Consider the following 16,873-nt stretch of genomic DNA (forward strand, 5'->3'; position numbering starts at 1 on the left):
ATTCTGGCTGAAATAATTTGCGGGTTACCCGGCGCTCCTAACACCCTGATGCTAGGGTGATATTACTCAGTGTTGGCGGTTGCCTGACCGTAGGAGGCCAGCGATGCAGTTCTTCACGCGTGTGCGCTGGGCCAACCTGCTGTTGGCCGTGTACGCCTTGCTGGCTGGCCCGCTTGCGGCGAAGGAGTGCATCGGCGTAGTGCCTGCCGGCGGCCACATCTTCTGGACTCAGGTGGAAGCCGGCGCGCTGCAGGCGGCCAGGGAAACCGGCGTCGACATCTATTTTCGCGGGCCAAGTCGCGAGGGCCGGGTCGAGACGCAGCTGCAACTGATCGACCGGGTCGTCGAACGCGGGTGCAAGGCGCTAATCATCGCCCCGAGCGGCACCGAGATCATCGCCAAGGTCAGCGAACTCAAGGCGCGGGGAATTCTCAGCTTCTACATCGATCGCGATGTCGGCGGCGCCGATGTGCAAGCGGTGATTGCCTCCAACAATTACCAGGCCGGTCAGCTGGCTGGGCAGCACCTGGGACAAGTGCTGGGCGGCAAAGGGCGGGTCGGGGTGATCGGCATGAGTCCGCCAGCCGCCTCCACCGACGAGCGTCAGCGCGGGTTTATCCAGGCGGTGAAGGCTGCGGGGCTACGCATCGTCTTCAATCAAGCCCTCGGCGATGATCCCGAGGTGACGTTCAGTGCCCTGCGCGCGCAGCTGCCACAGCTCGATGCGCTGTTTACCCCAAACGACTCCACCACCCGCGTCACCCATGCCGCGCTGCTGCGTCTGCACGCGGCTGGACGGCTGCGGCATGTGGGCTTCGATGGCGGCCACTTGCTGGCTGATGCACTCGGGAACGGTCAGCTCGACGCGATGGTAATCCAGCAGCCCTACGCCATGGGCTATCGGAGCGTACGCCTGGCCCAGCGCGCCTTGCGCGACAAACGCGTGGAGCCGCGGCGGCGGCAGATCGAACTGGAGGTAATGCTGGTGACCCGGGAGAACCTCGATCGGCCGGAGGTCAAGGAACTCTTGGTATTACCCTGGCGCCCTTGACGTCAGGCCGGGTGCTCTGGCGTCTGGTACCGTCATTGGCGCGCTACAGCGCGGCCATCAGGTTCCTCCTGCGTTTCCCCTGCCTGTCGGTGGCGATCATCCAGGCACTGATCGAACCTGGCGGGTCGGCCGCACAGATCCTGCGCTTGCTGCCGTCACAGGCAGAGTGGTGCAGCGACGAAACCCTGAGCGGGTGAGCGGGCGGAAATGCGTCATGATGACCGCGCTGAGGTGATTTCCCGCCAATCCTTGCCTCCCTGCCATGCTGCCAGCGCAGCTGCGCTGAGTTGGTGGGATAATTGCTGCAGGTTAAATCAACCTAACGCCATGTCCGCGGCGCTTCGCGCCACCTTTAGTGCTGCTTGCGGCCCCATGCTGGGCTCGACGCCTTGGTTACCGAACCATCACGCCAGGCCGGACATCGCCGATTCAACAGCTGTTTTGGAAAATACCTTATGCCGATCATGCAACGAGCTTCCCACCATGAGTTGCGCAGTGCCTTTCGTGCCTTGCTCGCCTCGGACACCTGCTATCACAGCGCCTCGGTATTCGATCCCATGTCGGCGCGGATTGCCGCCGATCTGGGCTTCGAGGTTGGCATCCTCGGCGGCTCGGTGGCCGCGCTGCAGGTGCTGGCTGCACCTGACTTCGCCCTGATCAGCCTCAGCGAATTCGTCGAACAGGCCACCCGTATCGGTCGGGTCAGCCGCCTGCCGGTGATCGCCGACGCCGACCACGGCTACGGCAATGCGCTCAATGTAATGCGCACCGTGGTCGAGCTGGAGCGTGCCGGCATCGCCGCGCTGACCCTGGAGGACACCCTGCTGCCGGCCCAGTTCGGGCGCAAATCCACCGACCTGATTACCGTTGAGGAGGGCGTCGGCAAGCTGCGCGCGGCGTTGCAGGCGCGGGTCGATCCGGCTCTGGCAATCATCGCCCGTACCCATGCCGGCTTATTGGCGGTCGACGAAGTGGTCCGCCGCACCCTCGCGTATCAAGCCGCCGGCGTCGATGGCATCTGCCTCGTCGGCATCGAGGATTTCGCCCACCTGGAGCAGATCGCCGAACACCTGAGCATCCCGCTGATGCTGGTTACCTACGGCAACCCCAGGCTGCGCGATAACGCCCGCCTGGCCAGCCTCGGTGTGCGCATAGTGGTCAACGGCCACGCCGCCTACTTCGCCGCGATCAAGGCGACCTACGACTGTCTGCGCGAACAGCGCGGCGTCGATGCCAGTGATCTCAGCGCCTCCGAACTGGCGCACAAATACACCTTGCCCGAGGAGTACATGGCCTGGGCCGAGGAGTTCATGGACGTCAAGGAATGAGCCGCGCCGCGGCGCTCAGAGGTTGTGAAAATATCGAGTGCGGTCGCGGCAAGGCACGCTGGGTGAAAGCGAAGGGGAGTTGAGTGGGCTAAATGGCCCCGTGTTTCACCAGCGCTCAGTACAGCGGCCGCTCGGCCTCGAACATCAGCAACGTATCGCACCGGGCATTCAGCCCGGAATAGGCCGTGCATTGCGTACCGCTCAGGTTCGAATCGCTGTAGGACAGGTCGAACTGGATGCCGAACCAGGGCCGTGACAGGTTCAGCGACCAGTCGTGGAACACTCGCACACTGCGACCGTCGGCGAGACGCTGCGGCTCATCCAGTGCGTGGTTGGCATAGGCCAGCTGCAGTCCGGTGCCGAACGGGGTGAGCGAACCCAGATCGAGCAACAAGGTGCTGTCGCGGCGCCCGGGCGCATTGCTCAGCGCCGCACCGAGCCGGCTGCCGGCGAAATTCAGGCCGGCGTAGTATTGCTGGTGATTCAAATCGCTGGCTTGCGGGAGGCTGTAGCTGATCAGCCCCAGCTCATAGCCCAGGGATGAATTGAAGGGTTGCTGGGCAAAGCCCAGGTAGGTATTCATCTTCAGCTGGCTGCCATTGCTCAGGCCGACGCTGGGCGACCATTGGCCGATGTACCAGCCACTCGCATGCGTCAGATCCAGCCCGCCGTGGAACGCACCTGCGCTACTCGGCTGTATCAGGCCCTGGGCCATGCTGCGGGTCGGGGCGGTGCCGAGCTTGAGGTCGAAGTCGCCGACTTCACGTTCCAGTACATCGCTAGTGGCGATGCAGCCAGCGCTCAGCAGCAGGAATAGTGTCAGCAGAGTTTTCTTTAACATCACGTCCATTGGCCGTTAAAAAGCAGCGATACGCTGCAGCGAAGCGCAGGAAGTGAACCTCCGTATCGCAGAGTCTTGCCGCGGCGGCTGAAACCGCTACGGCCGGTTTAGCGAGGTTGCAAGGATAGCCACTGGGCTCACGGGCGAGGTTCCCCGTCGAGTGAGCGGCGAGTGATTGATGGGCAGTGCTAGTAGACCGTTGAAATCTACCTGCGTTGCAATGCGGCGTTAAAAATGGCCGCGAATGCGAGCGCCCGGCTCGGCGGCTCCATCAAAGATGCTCACCTACAGTAGGTAAACGCCGTCTTTGACTCACGGCCGTTCGCCCTGTGGGCCAGCCTGCAGCAGTTACTCCGCTGCGCGGCGTAGCGGCCTTTTTTGCTATGTCTTGGTTGCCTTGCCTAGATTTTCAACGGCCAGCCTGGTCAAGGTTTTCTAGGTTTTCTAGGTTTTCGGGGGCCGGTGAAAGCAGGTGATCGGGGAGCGGCGTTTGCGTGGGGTGATGGGCGCGCGGCGCATCCTGCAGGCGCTGAATTTGGCTGGGGGTTGGCGGCTATGTACAGCACATCCTGGGTGAGCGTTCCCGCGTGGGCGTGGGAACGCTCGCTCGGTCAGACCTTCCTGACGAACTCGGATTTGAGCTTCATGGCGCCGATGCCGTCGATCTTGCAGTCGATGTCGTGGTCGCCGTCGCACAGGCGGATGCCCTTGACCTTGGTGCCGACCTTGACCACCAGCGAGGAACCTTTGACCTTGAGGTCTTTGATCACGGTGATGGTGTCGCCATCCTGCAGCACGTTGCCGGCCGAATCCTTGATCACTTTGTCGTCGTCTGTCGCGGCGTCGGCTGCGCCATCGGCAGACCACTCGTGGGCGCATTCCGGACAGATCAGCAGCTGGCCGTCTTCATAGCTGAATTCGGAATTGCATTTGGGGCAGGGAGGCAGAGTGCTCACGGCGGGTCCTTTGGGGCAGGATTATTCAAAGCCGCATATTATATAGGGTTTTGTCGTGGGGTTGAGCCTGCGCGGCGCGCGGCACTCCCCGGCCTGTCACGCAGACCACCCGCCGGCCGCGATAAGCGGGAGGCAAAGGCGGCGCTACCAGCGTGGCGCGTAATAACCGCGGTTATGCCGTTGGTGCTTGCGGTAGTGGTGCTTGTGCTGGCGGAATTTGTGGCCCGGCCCGTACTGGTAATACGGCCTGACCTCCACCGGGTAGGGCTGGTAGTACACCGGCGGCGCCTGGTAGTAGCGCGGATAGGGCTCGTAGTGGACAGGTGGTGGCGGCGCGCCGATTTCGACATACACCGGCACCCGGTCATAGCGGCTATTGGCGACGATGACGCCGCCGACTACGGCCCCGACGAGCGCGCCGGCAATCACGGCATTGCGCTCGGAACCATGCGCCGAGGCCTCGCCCGCCAGGGCCAGGCTGGCTACAAGCACGGCCAGTAAAGGAACACGACCAGTCATGAGCGGATCTCCTGCAAATCGTCGGCAGGTGCCGGTTACAGAATTTGACTGGCAGGCCGGTGAAAAATCACCGAATGCCGATGTAAAATTTGTGTAAAACCGCAGGCGCCAGTGCTGGCAAAAGACCGTGCGGACTGTTGCTGGCGTGCGCGCGTGCCGGCACCTGGGCTAACCAGTGAGGGCCCAAGGAGCTTTATTGATTCAACGCAGTACTGGCTGATTGCTAGCGCTTAGACTGGGCGGATGCTCCCTGCCTAGGCCTGTTGCCCATGTCGCGACTGATCACCGATCGCCAGCAATTGCTTGATCATTTGCGTTTGCGGGCTGCAACCGAGCGACCCCATCAGCTGCTGGGCGATCTCTTGGTGGATGGCGGGCACCTCGCTCCGCAGAACCTGCAGCAGGCGTTGCATCTGCAGGAGCAACAGCCCGACACCGGACGGCTCGGGCAGATCCTGCTCCAGCAGGAGCTGATCGATAAGCAGCATCTGGCCGAGGCGCTGGTGCAGCAACTGGGTATCGCGCGGGTCAATCTGGATGTCTTCAGGGTCGAGCAACCGGCATTGCTCCTGCTGCCTGAGCGCCTGGCTCGGGAGCAGCAGGTATTGCCGCTGATGCTGGAGGGCGAGTTGTTGGTGGTGGCCACGCCCACGCCATCGAACGGCGATTTGCTGCACCTGCTCGGTTTTGTTACCGGCAAGCAGGTCGAAGCCATCCATGCGCGGGACGATGAGGTGGATGCGGCGATCAATCTGCACTACGGCGCGGCCACTGCGCTGGAGTTGCCCGAACACCAAGGCCCGGAGCCCGAGTTGAGCCTGCACTGCATCAAGCAGTTGGCCGAGGACAAGCCGACGGTGCGCTTCGTCGATAGCCTGCTGGAAGATGCAATCAGCCGTCACGCCTCGGACATCCATCTGCGCCCCGGCGAGCGCGAGGTCACCGTGCTGTTTCGCATCGATGGCGTGCTGATGGAGATCCGCCGGATCAAGCCCGGCAACCTGCCGGCGATTGTCAGCCGGCTCAAGATCATCGGCGGGATGAACATCGCCGAACGGCGCCTGCCCCAGGATGGTCGTCATCTGGTGCGGCTAGCCGATCGCACTATCGATTTGCGCCTGTCGATCATGCCGACGGTGCATGGCGAAAGCGTGGTGATCCGCATCCTCGACACCCAGCAGAGCCTCAAAACGCTCGATCAGATCGGTTTCAGCCGCGCGGATGCCGAGCGCTTTCGCATCCTCAGCAGTCACAGCCAGGGCATCCTGCTGGTGACCGGCCCGACCGGTTCAGGCAAGAGCACCACCCTGTATGCCGCCCTCAATGGCATCAAGGACACCGGGGTGAATATCATCACGGTCGAGGACCCGGTGGAGTACCAGATCGATGGAATTCGCCAGATTCAGGTCAAACCGCAGATCGGCTACACCTTCGCCCGCGCCCTGATCCAGCCCGCGGTGGCGGCCCAGACCATCGAGGCGCAGGCCATCGCCGACGGCATGCGCCCCCTGACCCAGAGCGCTCTGGCCCTGGCGCGCGACTCACTGATTTCGTTGGCCGAGGTGTATCGGGTGCGCCTGGAGTAAACGCCAGCGCCGGTAGGTTTGCGGCAGGGTTGCGGGGCGCTCAGTCGTACTCCGCCTCCTCGTGCTCGCCCAGCAGCCGGCGCTGGCGGGGCGTGCAGGCGGCCAACACCTCCGGGGCGAAGCACCACGTCAGGTAGGGCGAGAACTTCTGCGCGACCATGCGTCGGCCGTAATGCACCTGCAGCAGGTAGCGCGTGCGGTCCGCCGTGCGGTTGTGGCTGCTGGCATGCCACAGCTCGCTGCGAAACATCAGCACATCGCCGGCGCGGCACAGCAGCGCTTGCGCGGCCTGGCCCTGCCACTGGCTTTCGCCCGCCAGCGGCTGGCGCCCGGCGCGGTGACTGCCGGCTATCACCAGGGTCGGGCAGAGGTCGGCGTCGATGTCGTCGAGGTACAGCTGCGCGGTACAGATCTGCATGGGCAGCTGGAAGGCCGGGTCGGCCAGCAGCGTTGGCGGCAGCTGCATGGCCAGGTAGTCGAGGTGCAGCTCGGCACCGATAAAACCGGGGTGACAGCGCCAGGCCGTCTGGCCGATCACGTGGCAATCGGCGCCGAGGGCCGCCTCGGCCAGTTCGATCACCCCCGGCGGGTCGAGGTAGGGCAGCCAGAACGGATCGCGGTTGAACACGCATTTGTAGTGGTCGACCAGGCCGCTGTAGTCCCAGTGTTGCGGACGCAGATGGTCGATGGCGGCGCGCAGTTCACCGACCTGGGCTGGACTCAATACCCGCGTAACAGCACGAAGCCCTGCGCATGCATGACCTGCAAGCGCTCGGCGGTCAGTTCGCGGGCAACGCTACGGCTGGACATGCTGTCGATTCCTCCGCGCCTGGCAGCGTGGCCTACTGCCCGTGAGGCCACGCGTTAGGGTTTACGGGTCAGGTCATGCGCCGACAGGGACGACTGGCCACGTTCGGGGTTGGCCTCCACGCTGCTGTGCAGGCGCTCACTCAGGGCATCGGCGCCGCCAATATAACGACCATCCAGCCAGATTTGCGGCACGCTGATCGGCGTGCTGGGGCCCACCAGCGGCTTGACCCGGGCCAGCATTTCGTAGAGCGCGCGCGGGTCCTTGACCACGTCGTGATAGCGAAAATCGATCTCCGCCGCCTTTAGGTAGCCCTTGGCGCGCTGGCAGTGGGGGCAGGTTTCCTTGCCGAACAGGTGGTGGCCGGTCGCGGGGGTACGGCCGGCGTGCAGGGCGATCACCGCTTCGGTGAGCACGCCGCGGTTGAGCGCATTGCCCTGGCTGATCACCCGGCCCTCGACCATCACGATGGGCGCATGCCAGCCGCCCTTGAGCAGCGGCTGCCACCACAGGCTCAACCAGTCGCGGGTCTGCAGGTCGACCGGTATGTCCGCCAGCTCGTTGGCCAGGGTATCGCTGATCACGTCGCGGGTCAGGGCGCACTCGCCGCAGGGGATTTTGATCTTGAAGGGGCCGAAGGCGCCGGCCCAGCGATAGAGGGTGATACGAACGGCTGCACTGCTCATGTTCATGCCTTTGGACGTAGCAGGGAACAGGCCCTGGTTTGAGAATAGCCAAGAACAATTCTGCCGCTTCCGGTCTACCGGCCGGGCCTGTGGCGTTCCGCCAAGCTGCTGGTCCTCCACCTTCGCGCGCAGCAGGTCCAGAACATGCCGATAGGGGACATCACCGACAGCGTTCTGCATGCCCAGGGCAATGGACGCCCGGGAACAGTCCGTTTGATTGGCTATAAGCCTCAGTCTGTTTGTATTTATATTTTGTAATAGTTTGATTTATCAAGTCGTTAGGGGTTAAGAGTTTTAAATTAAGGAAACTGTCGAAATATTGACTACTCCGTCTCTGGGAACTAATACCTTATGGACGCTCAGGTAAATACGAGTGTTTCATGCGCTTGAGACGGGTATCCAGGCTGGTGCGCTGCTAGGGCAATGGTGCGAAGTCTGTCTGGGCCAATCCCGGTCTCTATTGGCGCCTTTTCTAAAGCCTGCTCATGCGAGTAGATGGCGCGAGTGGTTCGTGTTGTCTGCAGTATTCGGCAGCGCGTGTGGCGACTGTGGCCTGGCGAAGTCGCGCTGAGGGAGGTGGTGCGATGGGCAGGGTAGCGGGGAGGGCAGAGCAGGCTCCAGCAACAGTGATCCGTGCCGAAGCGGGTGCGCCCGAAGAGCGGCCGCTGACCACACGCTTGCTTAATTCAGCGTTCATACATTTTCTCTATTCGTTGGGTTTGCTACTGACCGCAACGCTGCTGGCAACTCTGGTGGCCTTCGACATGGCGGTGGGCGACGAGCAGCCGGGCAATGAAAAATGGCTGGAGCCGGCTCGTTCAAAGCTCACGGGTGTGATGAGCGCCATGCCGTTCTTTCCGCACCGGGCCAACACCACGGGCAATCTGGTGTTGAATGTGAAGGACTTCGATGATGCTCAGGTGTGCGGCACTTGCCATGTCGAGATCTACAAGCAGTGGCGTACGTCGATGATGTCCCAGGCCTGGGACGACCCGGTCTACCGGGCCTTGCTGAAAATGGCCAGCGAGGCCACCGAGGGCAAGGTGGATAACTTCTGCACCGGCTGTCACTCGCCGATCGGCCTCACCACCGGGCAGATCACCTCGCAGGTCAATCGCTCCTCGATCGAAGACAGCGCCAAGAACCACCCGATGCCGGGGGTCGATTGCGAGACATGTCACAACATTAGTGCGCGCACCGGGTTGGATAACGGCGCCTATGTCATGAGCCCGCGAGTGAACGGCAAGTCGACCAAGTTCGGCCCGCGCCGGGATGCCATTTCGCCTTATCACGACACCGTGTATTCGGCGCTGCACACCCGCTCGGACTTTTGCGCCACCTGCCACAACGTCACCCATCCCTTCAGCAGCGTGGCGGTCGAACGCACCTATGACGAATGGCTGGAGAGCCCCTACAGCCTCAACGATGAGACCTGTCAGGACTGCCATATGCCGGGCTTTGCCGGCAAGGCCGCGATCATGGGACCAGACCGTGAGCGGGTCGCCTCGCACTGGTTCAGCGGGGCCAACGCTACGGTGCTCAGCTATCTCGGCCAGCACGAAGCCGCGCAGCGTGCGCGCGACATGCTGGCGAGCGCGGCGCACATTCAGTTTCAGCCCCTGCCTCCCGACATGCTGCCAGGGCAATACACCACGGTCGCGGTCAAGGTGGCCAATGTCGGCGCCGGACACAAACTGCCGACCGGCTTCCCGGAAGGGCGGGAGATCTGGATTGATTTTCAGGTGCGCGATGCCACGGGTCGTGAGATTTATCGTCTGGGCGCGGTGAAGGACGGTAAAACCGAGGAGGACACGCGAAATTTCAAGGTGCACCTGGGCGACAAGGACGGTAACGAGCTGGATATCGAAGTCTGGAACGCCACGCAAATTCTCTCGGATAACCGCATCCTGCCCAAGGGCTACATCGTCCGTGAGTTCACTTTTCAGGTACCGGCCGACGCGGTCGGGCCGCTGACATTGACCGCGCACCTGAACTACTGGCCGTTCTCGCAGAAGCTCGCCGACTTCCTGCTGGGCGCAGGCGAGATGCAGGTGGAGATTACCCAGATGACCAGCGTCACCCAACGCGTGCCTTTGTCGAGGGCGCTGGCCAGTGCCGCTGCAGGCGAGCCGTAGCCCTGTCAGTGTGCGCAACGTAAGCGAGGGGGCGATCACGCGAGCTGAAAGGCGTGCCGAACTGCCGGGTCGGCACGCCAGTGCCTCGGCTCAAGGCTTGTTCAGTGTCGGGTAGCCTTGGCTGAACACCCAGTCGTTCTGCTGGGCCGGGACGTGGCAGCCCTTGCAGGTTTCCTCGAAGCTCTTCGACACATTCAGCGCCGGGTTCTTCGCTTCGTACAGCGCCCAGCCCCAACCCTCGCCCCAGTGCGGGTTGCCCTGGAAGCGGCCTTGGCGGTCCTTGACCATCACGAACCAGACCGCGGTATCGCCGGCCCACTGGGCTTGGCCGGTGGTCTGCATGCCGTGCTCGACCTTGCGGATTTCCTTGATCAGCACCGCGCCGTCCGGAAACTCGCCGGTCTGGCGGTAGGCCTCGACTACTTCGGCTTGGCTGTAGACGTCATGGAAGCCATAACCGGGCGCCTTTTCGTCGGCCACCAGCCAGGAACCGAGATGGCTCCAGCTCTTGCGGGCATCGGCGGGCAGGCTGATTTCGCCTTGGTCATTCACGTAGGTGCTGAAGGTGTGCTCGGCCAGATCCGCGGCGCTGGCGTTGAGGCTGGCGAGGGCGATGGCGAGGGACGCTAGGGTCTTCATGAGGATGCTCCTCTGTGGGGACGAGAAACGGCGGCGCCCGTCTTGGCGCCACCGAACCGTTACAACGCGGCGTTGACCGGCGGGAAGTCGATGTCGGTGTGGGCCAGATTGTTGGTGAAATTGGTCAGCACGTGGAGGGCCACCTGAGCCACGACTGCGAGGATCAGGCCGTCATCCAAGCCGTCCTCGCGGGCGGCGAGCAACTCGCTGTCGCTGATGCATCCGCGTTGCACCAGCACGCGCGTGGCCAGTTCGGCGATGTGCGCCTTCAGCGTGGCAGCGGTTTGTGCGTCGGTGTGCGTGAGGTCAACGGGCGCGATACGGGCACGCTGAGTTTCCTTCGGCTAGTGGTGAGACTTTGATATCCACTTTGACCGAGAAGTCGATATTAGTGATGATGAATAGTCTTCTAAATCTAGCCGATGGTATCGAATGGACCGTCTCTCTCCCTTGCTTGCCCGTTTCAGCCTGAGCGCCAAGGTGTTCCACAGCGGGCCGCTGTGCGGCTTCTCCGAACAGTTCGACGGCGGCAGCGTCGGCTATCTGCACCTGTTGCGCCGTGGCACCCTGCGGGTCTCCGGGCCACAGATACGCAGTTACCTGATAGAGCAACCGTCGTTGCTGCTGTTCCCCCGGCCCAGCAGCCACCGTCTGCATGCCGAAGAGCTGGCGGGGGCTGAGCTGCTGAGCGCCACCTTCGATTTTGGCGGCGGCCTGGGTAACCCCTTAGTGCGTACCCTGCCTGGCGAAATGCTGGTGCCGCTGGCGCAGATCCCTAGCCTGGAACCGGTGTTGAATTTGCTGTTCGACGAGGCCTTCGCCGATCACTGTGGGCGCCAGGCGGCCATCGATCGATTGGTCGAGTACGTGTTGATTCTGCTGATGCGCCACGCCATGGATGCCAACCTGTTGCAGGCGGGGATTCTCGCCGGGTTGGCCGAGCCGCGCCTGGCCAAGGCGATCAACGCCATGCACGAACAACCGGAAGCCGGTTGGACCCTGCAAAGCCTGGCGCAGCGGGCTGGCATGTCGCGGGCGCGCTTCGCGGTGAACTTTCGCGAGGCGGTCGGCATGACGCCGCTGGGCTACCTGACGGAGTGGCGCCTGAGCCTGGCCAAGAGCCTGCTCAAGCATGGCAAGCCCATGGGCCTGGTGGCGCCGGCAGTCGGTTATGCCAGCCCGGAAGCGCTGTCGCGGGTGTTCAGTCGCTGCTGCGGCTTGTCGCCACGGGACTGGCTGAAGAGCCTGATGCAGGCTTGAGGAGGGTCTGGCTGCAATGGCCGGTTACGGCACGGTCGCGGGCTCTGGCCAGTTGAGGGTGCCGCTGTCGGTAAAGCGTGAGGTCCCGAACAAACCGCCGGCCAGCTTGCCGTGCAGCTCATAGGGCAGGCCTTGGCCTGGCTGGTAGCCGGCCACGCCCCAGGCCTGACGCATGGCGGAGAACGCGGAAATACTCACCGGCACGCTGATCAGCGCCTCGCCGAAACGCGGCACCTGGCCGCGCTGGTCGCTCACCCCGCTGGCCAGCGGCTGGCCGTTGACTGCCAGGTCCAGGGCCACGCCGTTGTAGTCGATGGCCGTGTCATTGGGGTTGAGCACCCGCAGCTTCACCGCGAAGCGCACCTCAAGGCCCTCGCCGGCCAGTGGTTCGAGGCCGACCAGGTCGATGCGCAGAGGGTCGCGCAGGCCGAGGCTGCTGCACGCCGCCAGGCTGAACAGCAGCAGACTGTAGAGCAGGGCGCGGGTCAGGTGGGAGGCGCTGATGGACATGGCGTGAGATTCCGTTGGGGGCTGTGGCTACAGGATAGAAGACAGTCGCGGATGAGTTTTGCTCAGTCGCTCGCGCGGTTTGCCGGAATCGATTGAGCGGCGTCCGCGCAACCGACCTGGCGCGCGATGCCTCACCCGCGCTGTTTGGCGCCCAGCACCAGGGCGATGCCACCGAGTACGGCGACCGAGCTCAGCAACAACCTCAGGCTCAAGGCCTCGTCGAGCAACAGACTGCCGGCCAGGGCGGCGAGGATCGGCACGCTGAGTTGCACGGTGGCGGCCTGGAACGCCCGCAACTCGCGCAAGGCGGTGTACCAGATGGCGTAGCCAATGCCCGAGGTGAGGGCGCCGGAAAGCAGGGCGTAGATCAACCCCGGCACATCCCAGCTGAGGCGACTGAGCAGCAACGCGCTGACCACCACGGCCAACGGCACGGCGCGCAGGAAGTTGCCGGCGGTGGCGGCCAGTGGATCGCCGACGCCACGGCCGAGCAGCGAATAGGCGCCCCAGGCCACGCCAGCCAACAGCATCAGCAGTGCGCTGCCCAAGGCCGGCGCGCTGGCGCCGGGTAACAGCAGGACGAGCATGCCAGCGAGGGCCAGAAGCAGGCCCGCGCCGGTCAGCAGACTGAGGCGCTCGCCGCGATAAAAGCCCCAGGCCAGCATGCTGATCTGCACCGCGCCGAACAGCAGCAGCGCGCCGACGCCCGCGTCCAGGTGGATGTAGGCGAAGGAAAACCCCGCCGCGTAGGCAAATAGGGCGCCAGCGGCGAACCAGCTGCCGGCGAGGGCGCCGTTGCCTGAACGCAGGCGCAGCAACAGCCAGAGGGTGAGGGCGCCGGAGGCGATACGCAGGCTGGTGAAACTAGCGGCGTCGATCTCGGTGTCTTTCAGCGCCAGGCGGCACAGCAGCGAGTTGCCGGCAAAGGCGAGCATGGCCAGGGCGGTCAGCAGCAGGGTTCGAGCGGTCATGGGCCATCCGGGTGTATGCAGTCTGGCGGGGGCGCCAGCCAGAGTCGGGCTATCTAAACATAGAGCGGGCGTGCGCTGTCCAGGCTCGCTCTGGAGAGACGAGGGTGCCGCCCGGACGGCGCCCACGGGTGCGCAGCGCCCGACGACGGGCCTGGGTTCTGCGCGCGAGTGGGCTACGCTTTGCTTGTGGATTTGCTGGATTGGCCAATGCTTGGCGCCTGGTTGAGGTGAGCCGATGTGAACCTTTGAGCTTGGCCACCGGCCTATAGATAGTAATTGCCTACTCTCCCATCGAATGATGAAGGCCGTTCATGTCCAGACCGATTCCTGTTGCCGAGCGACCCGGGCTATTGCCCTGGTACAACCGTAACCGTGAGCGCTCCGCCCAGCTGTTTGGGTTGATTACCGACGAGGCCTATTACAGTCGTCCAATCGCGCTGCGTAATCCCGTCGTCTTCTATCAAGGCCACATTCCGGCGTTCAGCTTCAATACGCTGGTCAAGCAGGGGTTGGGGCGCCCGAGCATCGATGCACGGCTCGAGCAGCTGTTTGCCCGAGGCATCGACCCGCATGAGGATTCCAGCAACGTCCGGGCGCGGGGCAACGAGGCCGACCGGTGGCCCAGGCGCGACGAAGTGGATTCGTTCTGCGCCGAGGCCGATCGACAGGTGCGGGCGGCGTTGGCGGAGCATGACTTGGTTAGCGCGGATGGCCTGCCGCCCGAACGGGTCGAGGCTGCCCACTGCATCCTCGAACACGAGGCCACCCACCTGGAAACGCTGATGTACATGTGGCATCAGCTGCCGCTCGAACAGAAGCGCCGCCCCGCGGGCTACCGTCCGCGCAGCGAGGGTGCGCCGCCGCCACAGGCCTGGATCGAGGTGCCGCCTGGCCAGGCCGCGCTGGGGGTCGACCCTGGAACCGAGCCGTTCGCCTGGGATAACGAGATGCCGGCCTGTGCCGAGCAGGTGCCGGCATTTCGGATTCAGCAGCACAACGTCAGCAATGCCGATTACCTGGAGTTCGTCGAGGCCGGCGGCTACGCCGATGCGCGCTGGTGGCGACCAGCAGATTGGACCTGGATCAACGCCGAGGGCATCTGCCATCCGCTGTTCTGGCAGCGCGACGGCGAGCGTTGGCTGTGGCGCGCGATGTTCGATCTGATGGCCTTGCCCGCGGCCTGGCCGGTGTGGGTGAGCCAGGCCGAGGCCTCGGCCTACTGCCGCTGGCGCGGGCTGAGCCTGCCCAGCGAGGCGCAGTATCAACGGGCCGCGTTCGGTGCGCCGGACGGCCAGCCGCGCCGCTATCCCTGGGGTAATGCGCCGGCCGATGCCGCGCGCGGCGTGTTCGACTTTCATGCCTGGGATCCGCAGCCCATCGGCAGTCATCCGGCAGGGCGCAGCGCCTGGGGGGTGGATGATCTGGTCGGCAATGGCTGGGAGTGGACGGCGAGCGCCTTCGCGCCGTTTCCCGGATTCGAGGTGCGCGCGTGCTATCCCGAGTATTCGGCGGAGTTCTTCGATGGCGAGCACTTCGTGATGAAGGGCGCGGCGCCGGTGACCGTGAGCGAACTGCTCAGGCCGTCGTTGCGTAACTGGTTCCGTGCGCGTTACCGCTATATGTACGCGAGCTTTCGCTGCGTCGCCGGAGCGGGACAATGACCCCCGCGTCGGCGCGGGTGTCTGTGCGGCCGCCGGCCGATCAGGTGTCGACCCAGCAGTTTGCCGAGGATGTCGCCTTCTACCTGACGCAGACGCCGCGCCAGCTGCCATCCCGCTATCTCTACGATGCCCTCGGTTCGGCGCTGTTCGAGGCCATCACCCGGCTGCCCTGGTATCGGGTGACACGCGCCGAAACCGGGCTGCTGAAGACCCATGCGCGGGCCATTCTGGCCGCCTGTGCACCGCTCACCGACACCGTCGAGTTGGGCGCTGGCAGCGGTGAAAAACTCGCCCGCGTATTGCAGGCCCGGGATGCCGGCAGCGCGGAGTTGCGCGTGCATCTGGTCGATGTGTCGCGTAGCGCGCTGTCCGCCGCAGCCGGGTTGCTGGTGGGGCTGCCGGCCACCCAGGTGATCACCCATGAAGCCACCTATGAGGCGGGCCTGGCCGAATTCAGGCGCAACCAGGCGGAGGCGGGACATACGCTGTTGCTGTTTCTCGGCTCGAATATGGGCAACTTCGATCCGCCGCAGGCCAACGAACTGTTGCGCCAGATCCGCAGCGCGCTGCAACCCGGGGATTTGTTTCTGTTGGGCGCCGATCTGCTCAAGCCCGAGCGCGAACTGATGCTGGCCTATGACGATCCGCTGGGGGTGACCGCCGCGTTCAATCGCAACCTGCTGGTGCGAATCAACCGTGAGTTGGGCGCCGATTTCGACCTCGACAGTTTCCAGCACCGCGCCCTGTGGAACGCCACCGAATCACGCATGGAGTCCTACCTGGTCAGCACCCGCACGCAGCGGATTCGCATCGCCGAGGCGCGGCTCGAGCTGAGCATGCGCGACGGTGAGACGATCTGGACCGAAAGCTCGTACAAGTACAGCCTCGACGGGCTGTTCGGCTCGTTGGCGGCCGCCGGCTTTGCCCGTCGCCAAGCCTGGGTCGATGAGGACGCGCAGTTCGCCCTGACCCTGGTGCAGCGCTAGCAGGCTGTTGCACAACTACTGCGCTCGACTATGCGGCGTTGAAATCAGCCGGCTAGTCGCAGCGCCGCACCAGCGTCAGCACAGCGCCGTTGGCGCCTAACGGTATTCCGGGTTGGGGTGGTCGAAGTGGTTGCCCGCATCCCACTGCTCGCGCAAATTGCCATAGGCCGGTATGCCGCCGGCATCCTTGAGCAGGCGAGCCAGGTGCAGCAGGTTCCAGGTCATGAAGGTGGTGTTGCGCTGGGTAAAGTCGTTGGCGAACCCGACCCGACTGCCATCGTCCTGGCGGTCGCCGTAGCTGGGGCCGGGGCCGGCTTCACCGATCCAACCGGCGTCGGCTTGCGGCGGGATGGTGTAGCCCAGATGCTGCAGGGCATACAGCACCCCGGTGGCGACATGCTTAACGCCATCTTCGTTGCCGGTGACGATGCAGCCGCCGACCTTGCCGTAATAGACGTACTGCCCCTTGTCGTTCAGGTCCGCCGACTGGGCGTACAGGCGCTCGATCACGCTGGAACAGATCGACGAGCGCTCCCCCAGCCAGATTGGCGAACCGATCACCAGAATGTCCGCCTGTTTCACCCGGGCGTAGAGCGTGGGCCAATCGTCGCGCTCGAAACCATGCGCGGTCATATCCGGCTGCACGCCGGGAGCGAGCACATGGTCGGCGGCGCGAATGTGCTCCACCTTGACCCCCTGCGCGCGCATGATCGCCTGGGATACGTCCATCAGTACTTCGGTGTGCGAGGGCTCGGGGGAAGGCTTGAGCGTGGTGTTGATGAACACGGCGCGCAGATCCGCATACTGGGCCGGTGGCAGTGATTGCTTGCTCATGGTCATGCATCTCCTTGCTTATGCAGCAGGCGCTTAACCTGCAACTAGTGGCTCGGGCGGCGGTAGCGATGGCTGGTGCCAGCCATGCCGCACGCGAGGTCG

17 protein-coding genes and 1 pseudogene are annotated in these 16,873 nt (G+C 64.1%); 8 read left to right on the forward strand and 10 right to left on the reverse strand.

From position 1 onward, the window contains the following. Positions 1 to 103 precede the first annotated feature (103 nt). The 3 genes from B2D37_RS22205 (at position 104) to B2D37_RS22210 (ending at position 2,379) form a co-directional block, all read left to right on the forward strand. Positions 104 to 1,051 (forward strand): substrate-binding domain-containing protein, encoded by a 948-nt coding sequence (locus B2D37_RS22205; protein ID WP_079204725.1) that lies wholly within the window; start codon positions 104 to 106, stop codon positions 1,049 to 1,051. An 11-nt stretch (positions 1,052 to 1,062) separates the two neighbouring features. Further along, positions 1,063 to 1,248 (forward strand): hypothetical protein, encoded by a 186-nt coding sequence (locus B2D37_RS23260; protein ID WP_154067140.1) that lies wholly within the window; start codon positions 1,063 to 1,065, stop codon positions 1,246 to 1,248. A gap of 267 nt (positions 1,249 to 1,515) precedes the next feature. Further along, the gene (locus B2D37_RS22210) at positions 1,516 to 2,379 is read left to right on the forward strand and encodes an oxaloacetate decarboxylase (RefSeq protein ID WP_079205071.1); all 864 of its coding nucleotides are present in this window, start codon (positions 1,516 to 1,518) and stop codon (positions 2,377 to 2,379) included. A 115-nt stretch (positions 2,380 to 2,494) separates the two neighbouring features. Here the strand turns inward: B2D37_RS22210 and B2D37_RS22215 are convergent, their stop codons facing one another. The 3 genes from B2D37_RS22215 to B2D37_RS22225 form a co-directional block, all read right to left on the reverse strand. After that, complete coding sequence (locus tag B2D37_RS22215) at positions 2,495 to 3,220, reverse strand: TorF family putative porin (RefSeq protein ID WP_079205072.1); 726 nt, start codon at positions 3,218 to 3,220, stop codon at positions 2,495 to 2,497. Positions 3,221 to 3,831: 611 nt separating this feature from the next. Beyond that, complete coding sequence (locus B2D37_RS22220; protein WP_079204726.1) at positions 3,832 to 4,176, reverse strand: zinc ribbon domain-containing protein YjdM; 345 nt, start codon at positions 4,174 to 4,176, stop codon at positions 3,832 to 3,834. Between the two features lie 144 nt (positions 4,177 to 4,320). Next, positions 4,321 to 4,695, reverse strand: a complete 375-nt coding sequence (locus tag B2D37_RS22225; RefSeq protein WP_079204727.1) for a hypothetical protein — start codon at positions 4,693 to 4,695, stop codon at positions 4,321 to 4,323. 269 nt (positions 4,696 to 4,964) lie between these two features. On the opposite strand from B2D37_RS22225, the gene B2D37_RS22230 reads away from it, so the two are divergent. After that, entirely contained in the window at positions 4,965 to 6,281 is a 1,317-nt protein-coding gene (locus tag B2D37_RS22230; protein WP_079204728.1) for a GspE/PulE family protein, read from the forward strand. Positions 6,282 to 6,321: 40 nt separating this feature from the next. Here B2D37_RS22230 and B2D37_RS22235 read toward each other — a convergent pair. Then, positions 6,322 to 7,091: pseudogene (locus B2D37_RS22235) on the reverse strand (phytanoyl-CoA dioxygenase family protein). Positions 7,092 to 7,145: 54 nt separating this feature from the next. Further along, entirely contained in the window at positions 7,146 to 7,775 is a 630-nt protein-coding gene (locus tag B2D37_RS22240; RefSeq protein ID WP_079204729.1) for a glutaredoxin, read from the reverse strand. A gap of 677 nt (positions 7,776 to 8,452) precedes the next feature. Here B2D37_RS22240 and B2D37_RS22245 point away from each other — a divergent pair. Beyond that, complete coding sequence (locus tag B2D37_RS22245; protein ID WP_371915465.1) at positions 8,453 to 9,910, forward strand: cytochrome c3 family protein; 1,458 nt, start codon at positions 8,453 to 8,455, stop codon at positions 9,908 to 9,910. Between the two features lie 90 nt (positions 9,911 to 10,000). On the opposite strand, the gene B2D37_RS22250 is transcribed toward B2D37_RS22245, so the two are convergent. Beyond that, a complete protein-coding gene (locus B2D37_RS22250) occupies positions 10,001 to 10,549 on the reverse strand; it encodes a cytochrome P460 family protein (protein WP_079204731.1) in 549 nt (182 codons plus the stop codon). A 59-nt stretch (positions 10,550 to 10,608) separates the two neighbouring features. After that, complete coding sequence (locus B2D37_RS22255; RefSeq protein WP_154067141.1) at positions 10,609 to 10,782, reverse strand: hypothetical protein; 174 nt, start codon at positions 10,780 to 10,782, stop codon at positions 10,609 to 10,611. 199 nt (positions 10,783 to 10,981) lie between these two features. On the opposite strand from B2D37_RS22255, the gene B2D37_RS22260 reads away from it, so the two are divergent. Continuing rightward, a complete protein-coding gene (locus B2D37_RS22260) occupies positions 10,982 to 11,809 on the forward strand; it encodes an AraC family transcriptional regulator (RefSeq protein ID WP_079204733.1) in 828 nt (275 codons plus the stop codon). Positions 11,810 to 11,833: 24 nt separating this feature from the next. Here B2D37_RS22260 and B2D37_RS22265 read toward each other — a convergent pair whose 3' ends face one another. Together B2D37_RS22265 and B2D37_RS22270 are read right to left on the reverse strand one after the other, a co-directional pair. Continuing rightward, the gene (locus B2D37_RS22265; protein WP_079204734.1) at positions 11,834 to 12,319 is read right to left on the reverse strand and encodes an LEA type 2 family protein; all 486 of its coding nucleotides are present in this window, start codon (positions 12,317 to 12,319) and stop codon (positions 11,834 to 11,836) included. Positions 12,320 to 12,450: 131 nt separating this feature from the next. Beyond that, positions 12,451 to 13,290 (reverse strand): DMT family transporter, encoded by an 840-nt coding sequence (locus B2D37_RS22270; protein WP_079204735.1) that lies wholly within the window; start codon positions 13,288 to 13,290, stop codon positions 12,451 to 12,453. A 311-nt stretch (positions 13,291 to 13,601) separates the two neighbouring features. On the opposite strand from B2D37_RS22270, the gene B2D37_RS22275 reads away from it, so the two are divergent. Beyond that, positions 13,602 to 14,951 (forward strand): SUMF1/EgtB/PvdO family nonheme iron enzyme, encoded by a 1,350-nt coding sequence (locus B2D37_RS22275; RefSeq protein WP_079204736.1) that lies wholly within the window; start codon positions 13,602 to 13,604, stop codon positions 14,949 to 14,951. After that, on the forward strand, positions 14,948 to 15,937 hold the full coding sequence (gene egtD / locus B2D37_RS22280; protein ID WP_079204737.1) for an L-histidine N(alpha)-methyltransferase: 990 nt from the start codon (positions 14,948 to 14,950) through the stop codon (positions 15,935 to 15,937). The genes B2D37_RS22275 and egtD overlap by 4 nt, the downstream gene beginning before the upstream one ends. A gap of 96 nt (positions 15,938 to 16,033) precedes the next feature. Here the strand turns inward: egtD and B2D37_RS22285 are convergent, their stop codons facing one another. Continuing rightward, positions 16,034 to 16,771, reverse strand: coding sequence for a flavodoxin family protein (locus B2D37_RS22285; protein WP_079205073.1), 738 nt, complete (start codon positions 16,769 to 16,771; stop codon positions 16,034 to 16,036). Between the last annotated feature and the right edge of the window lie 102 nt (positions 16,772 to 16,873).

Origin of the sequence: Pseudomonas sp. CC6-YY-74 (assembly GCF_002025205.1) — a bacterium.
Classification (GTDB): Bacteria; Pseudomonadota; Gammaproteobacteria; order Pseudomonadales; family Pseudomonadaceae; genus Aquipseudomonas; species Aquipseudomonas paeninsulae.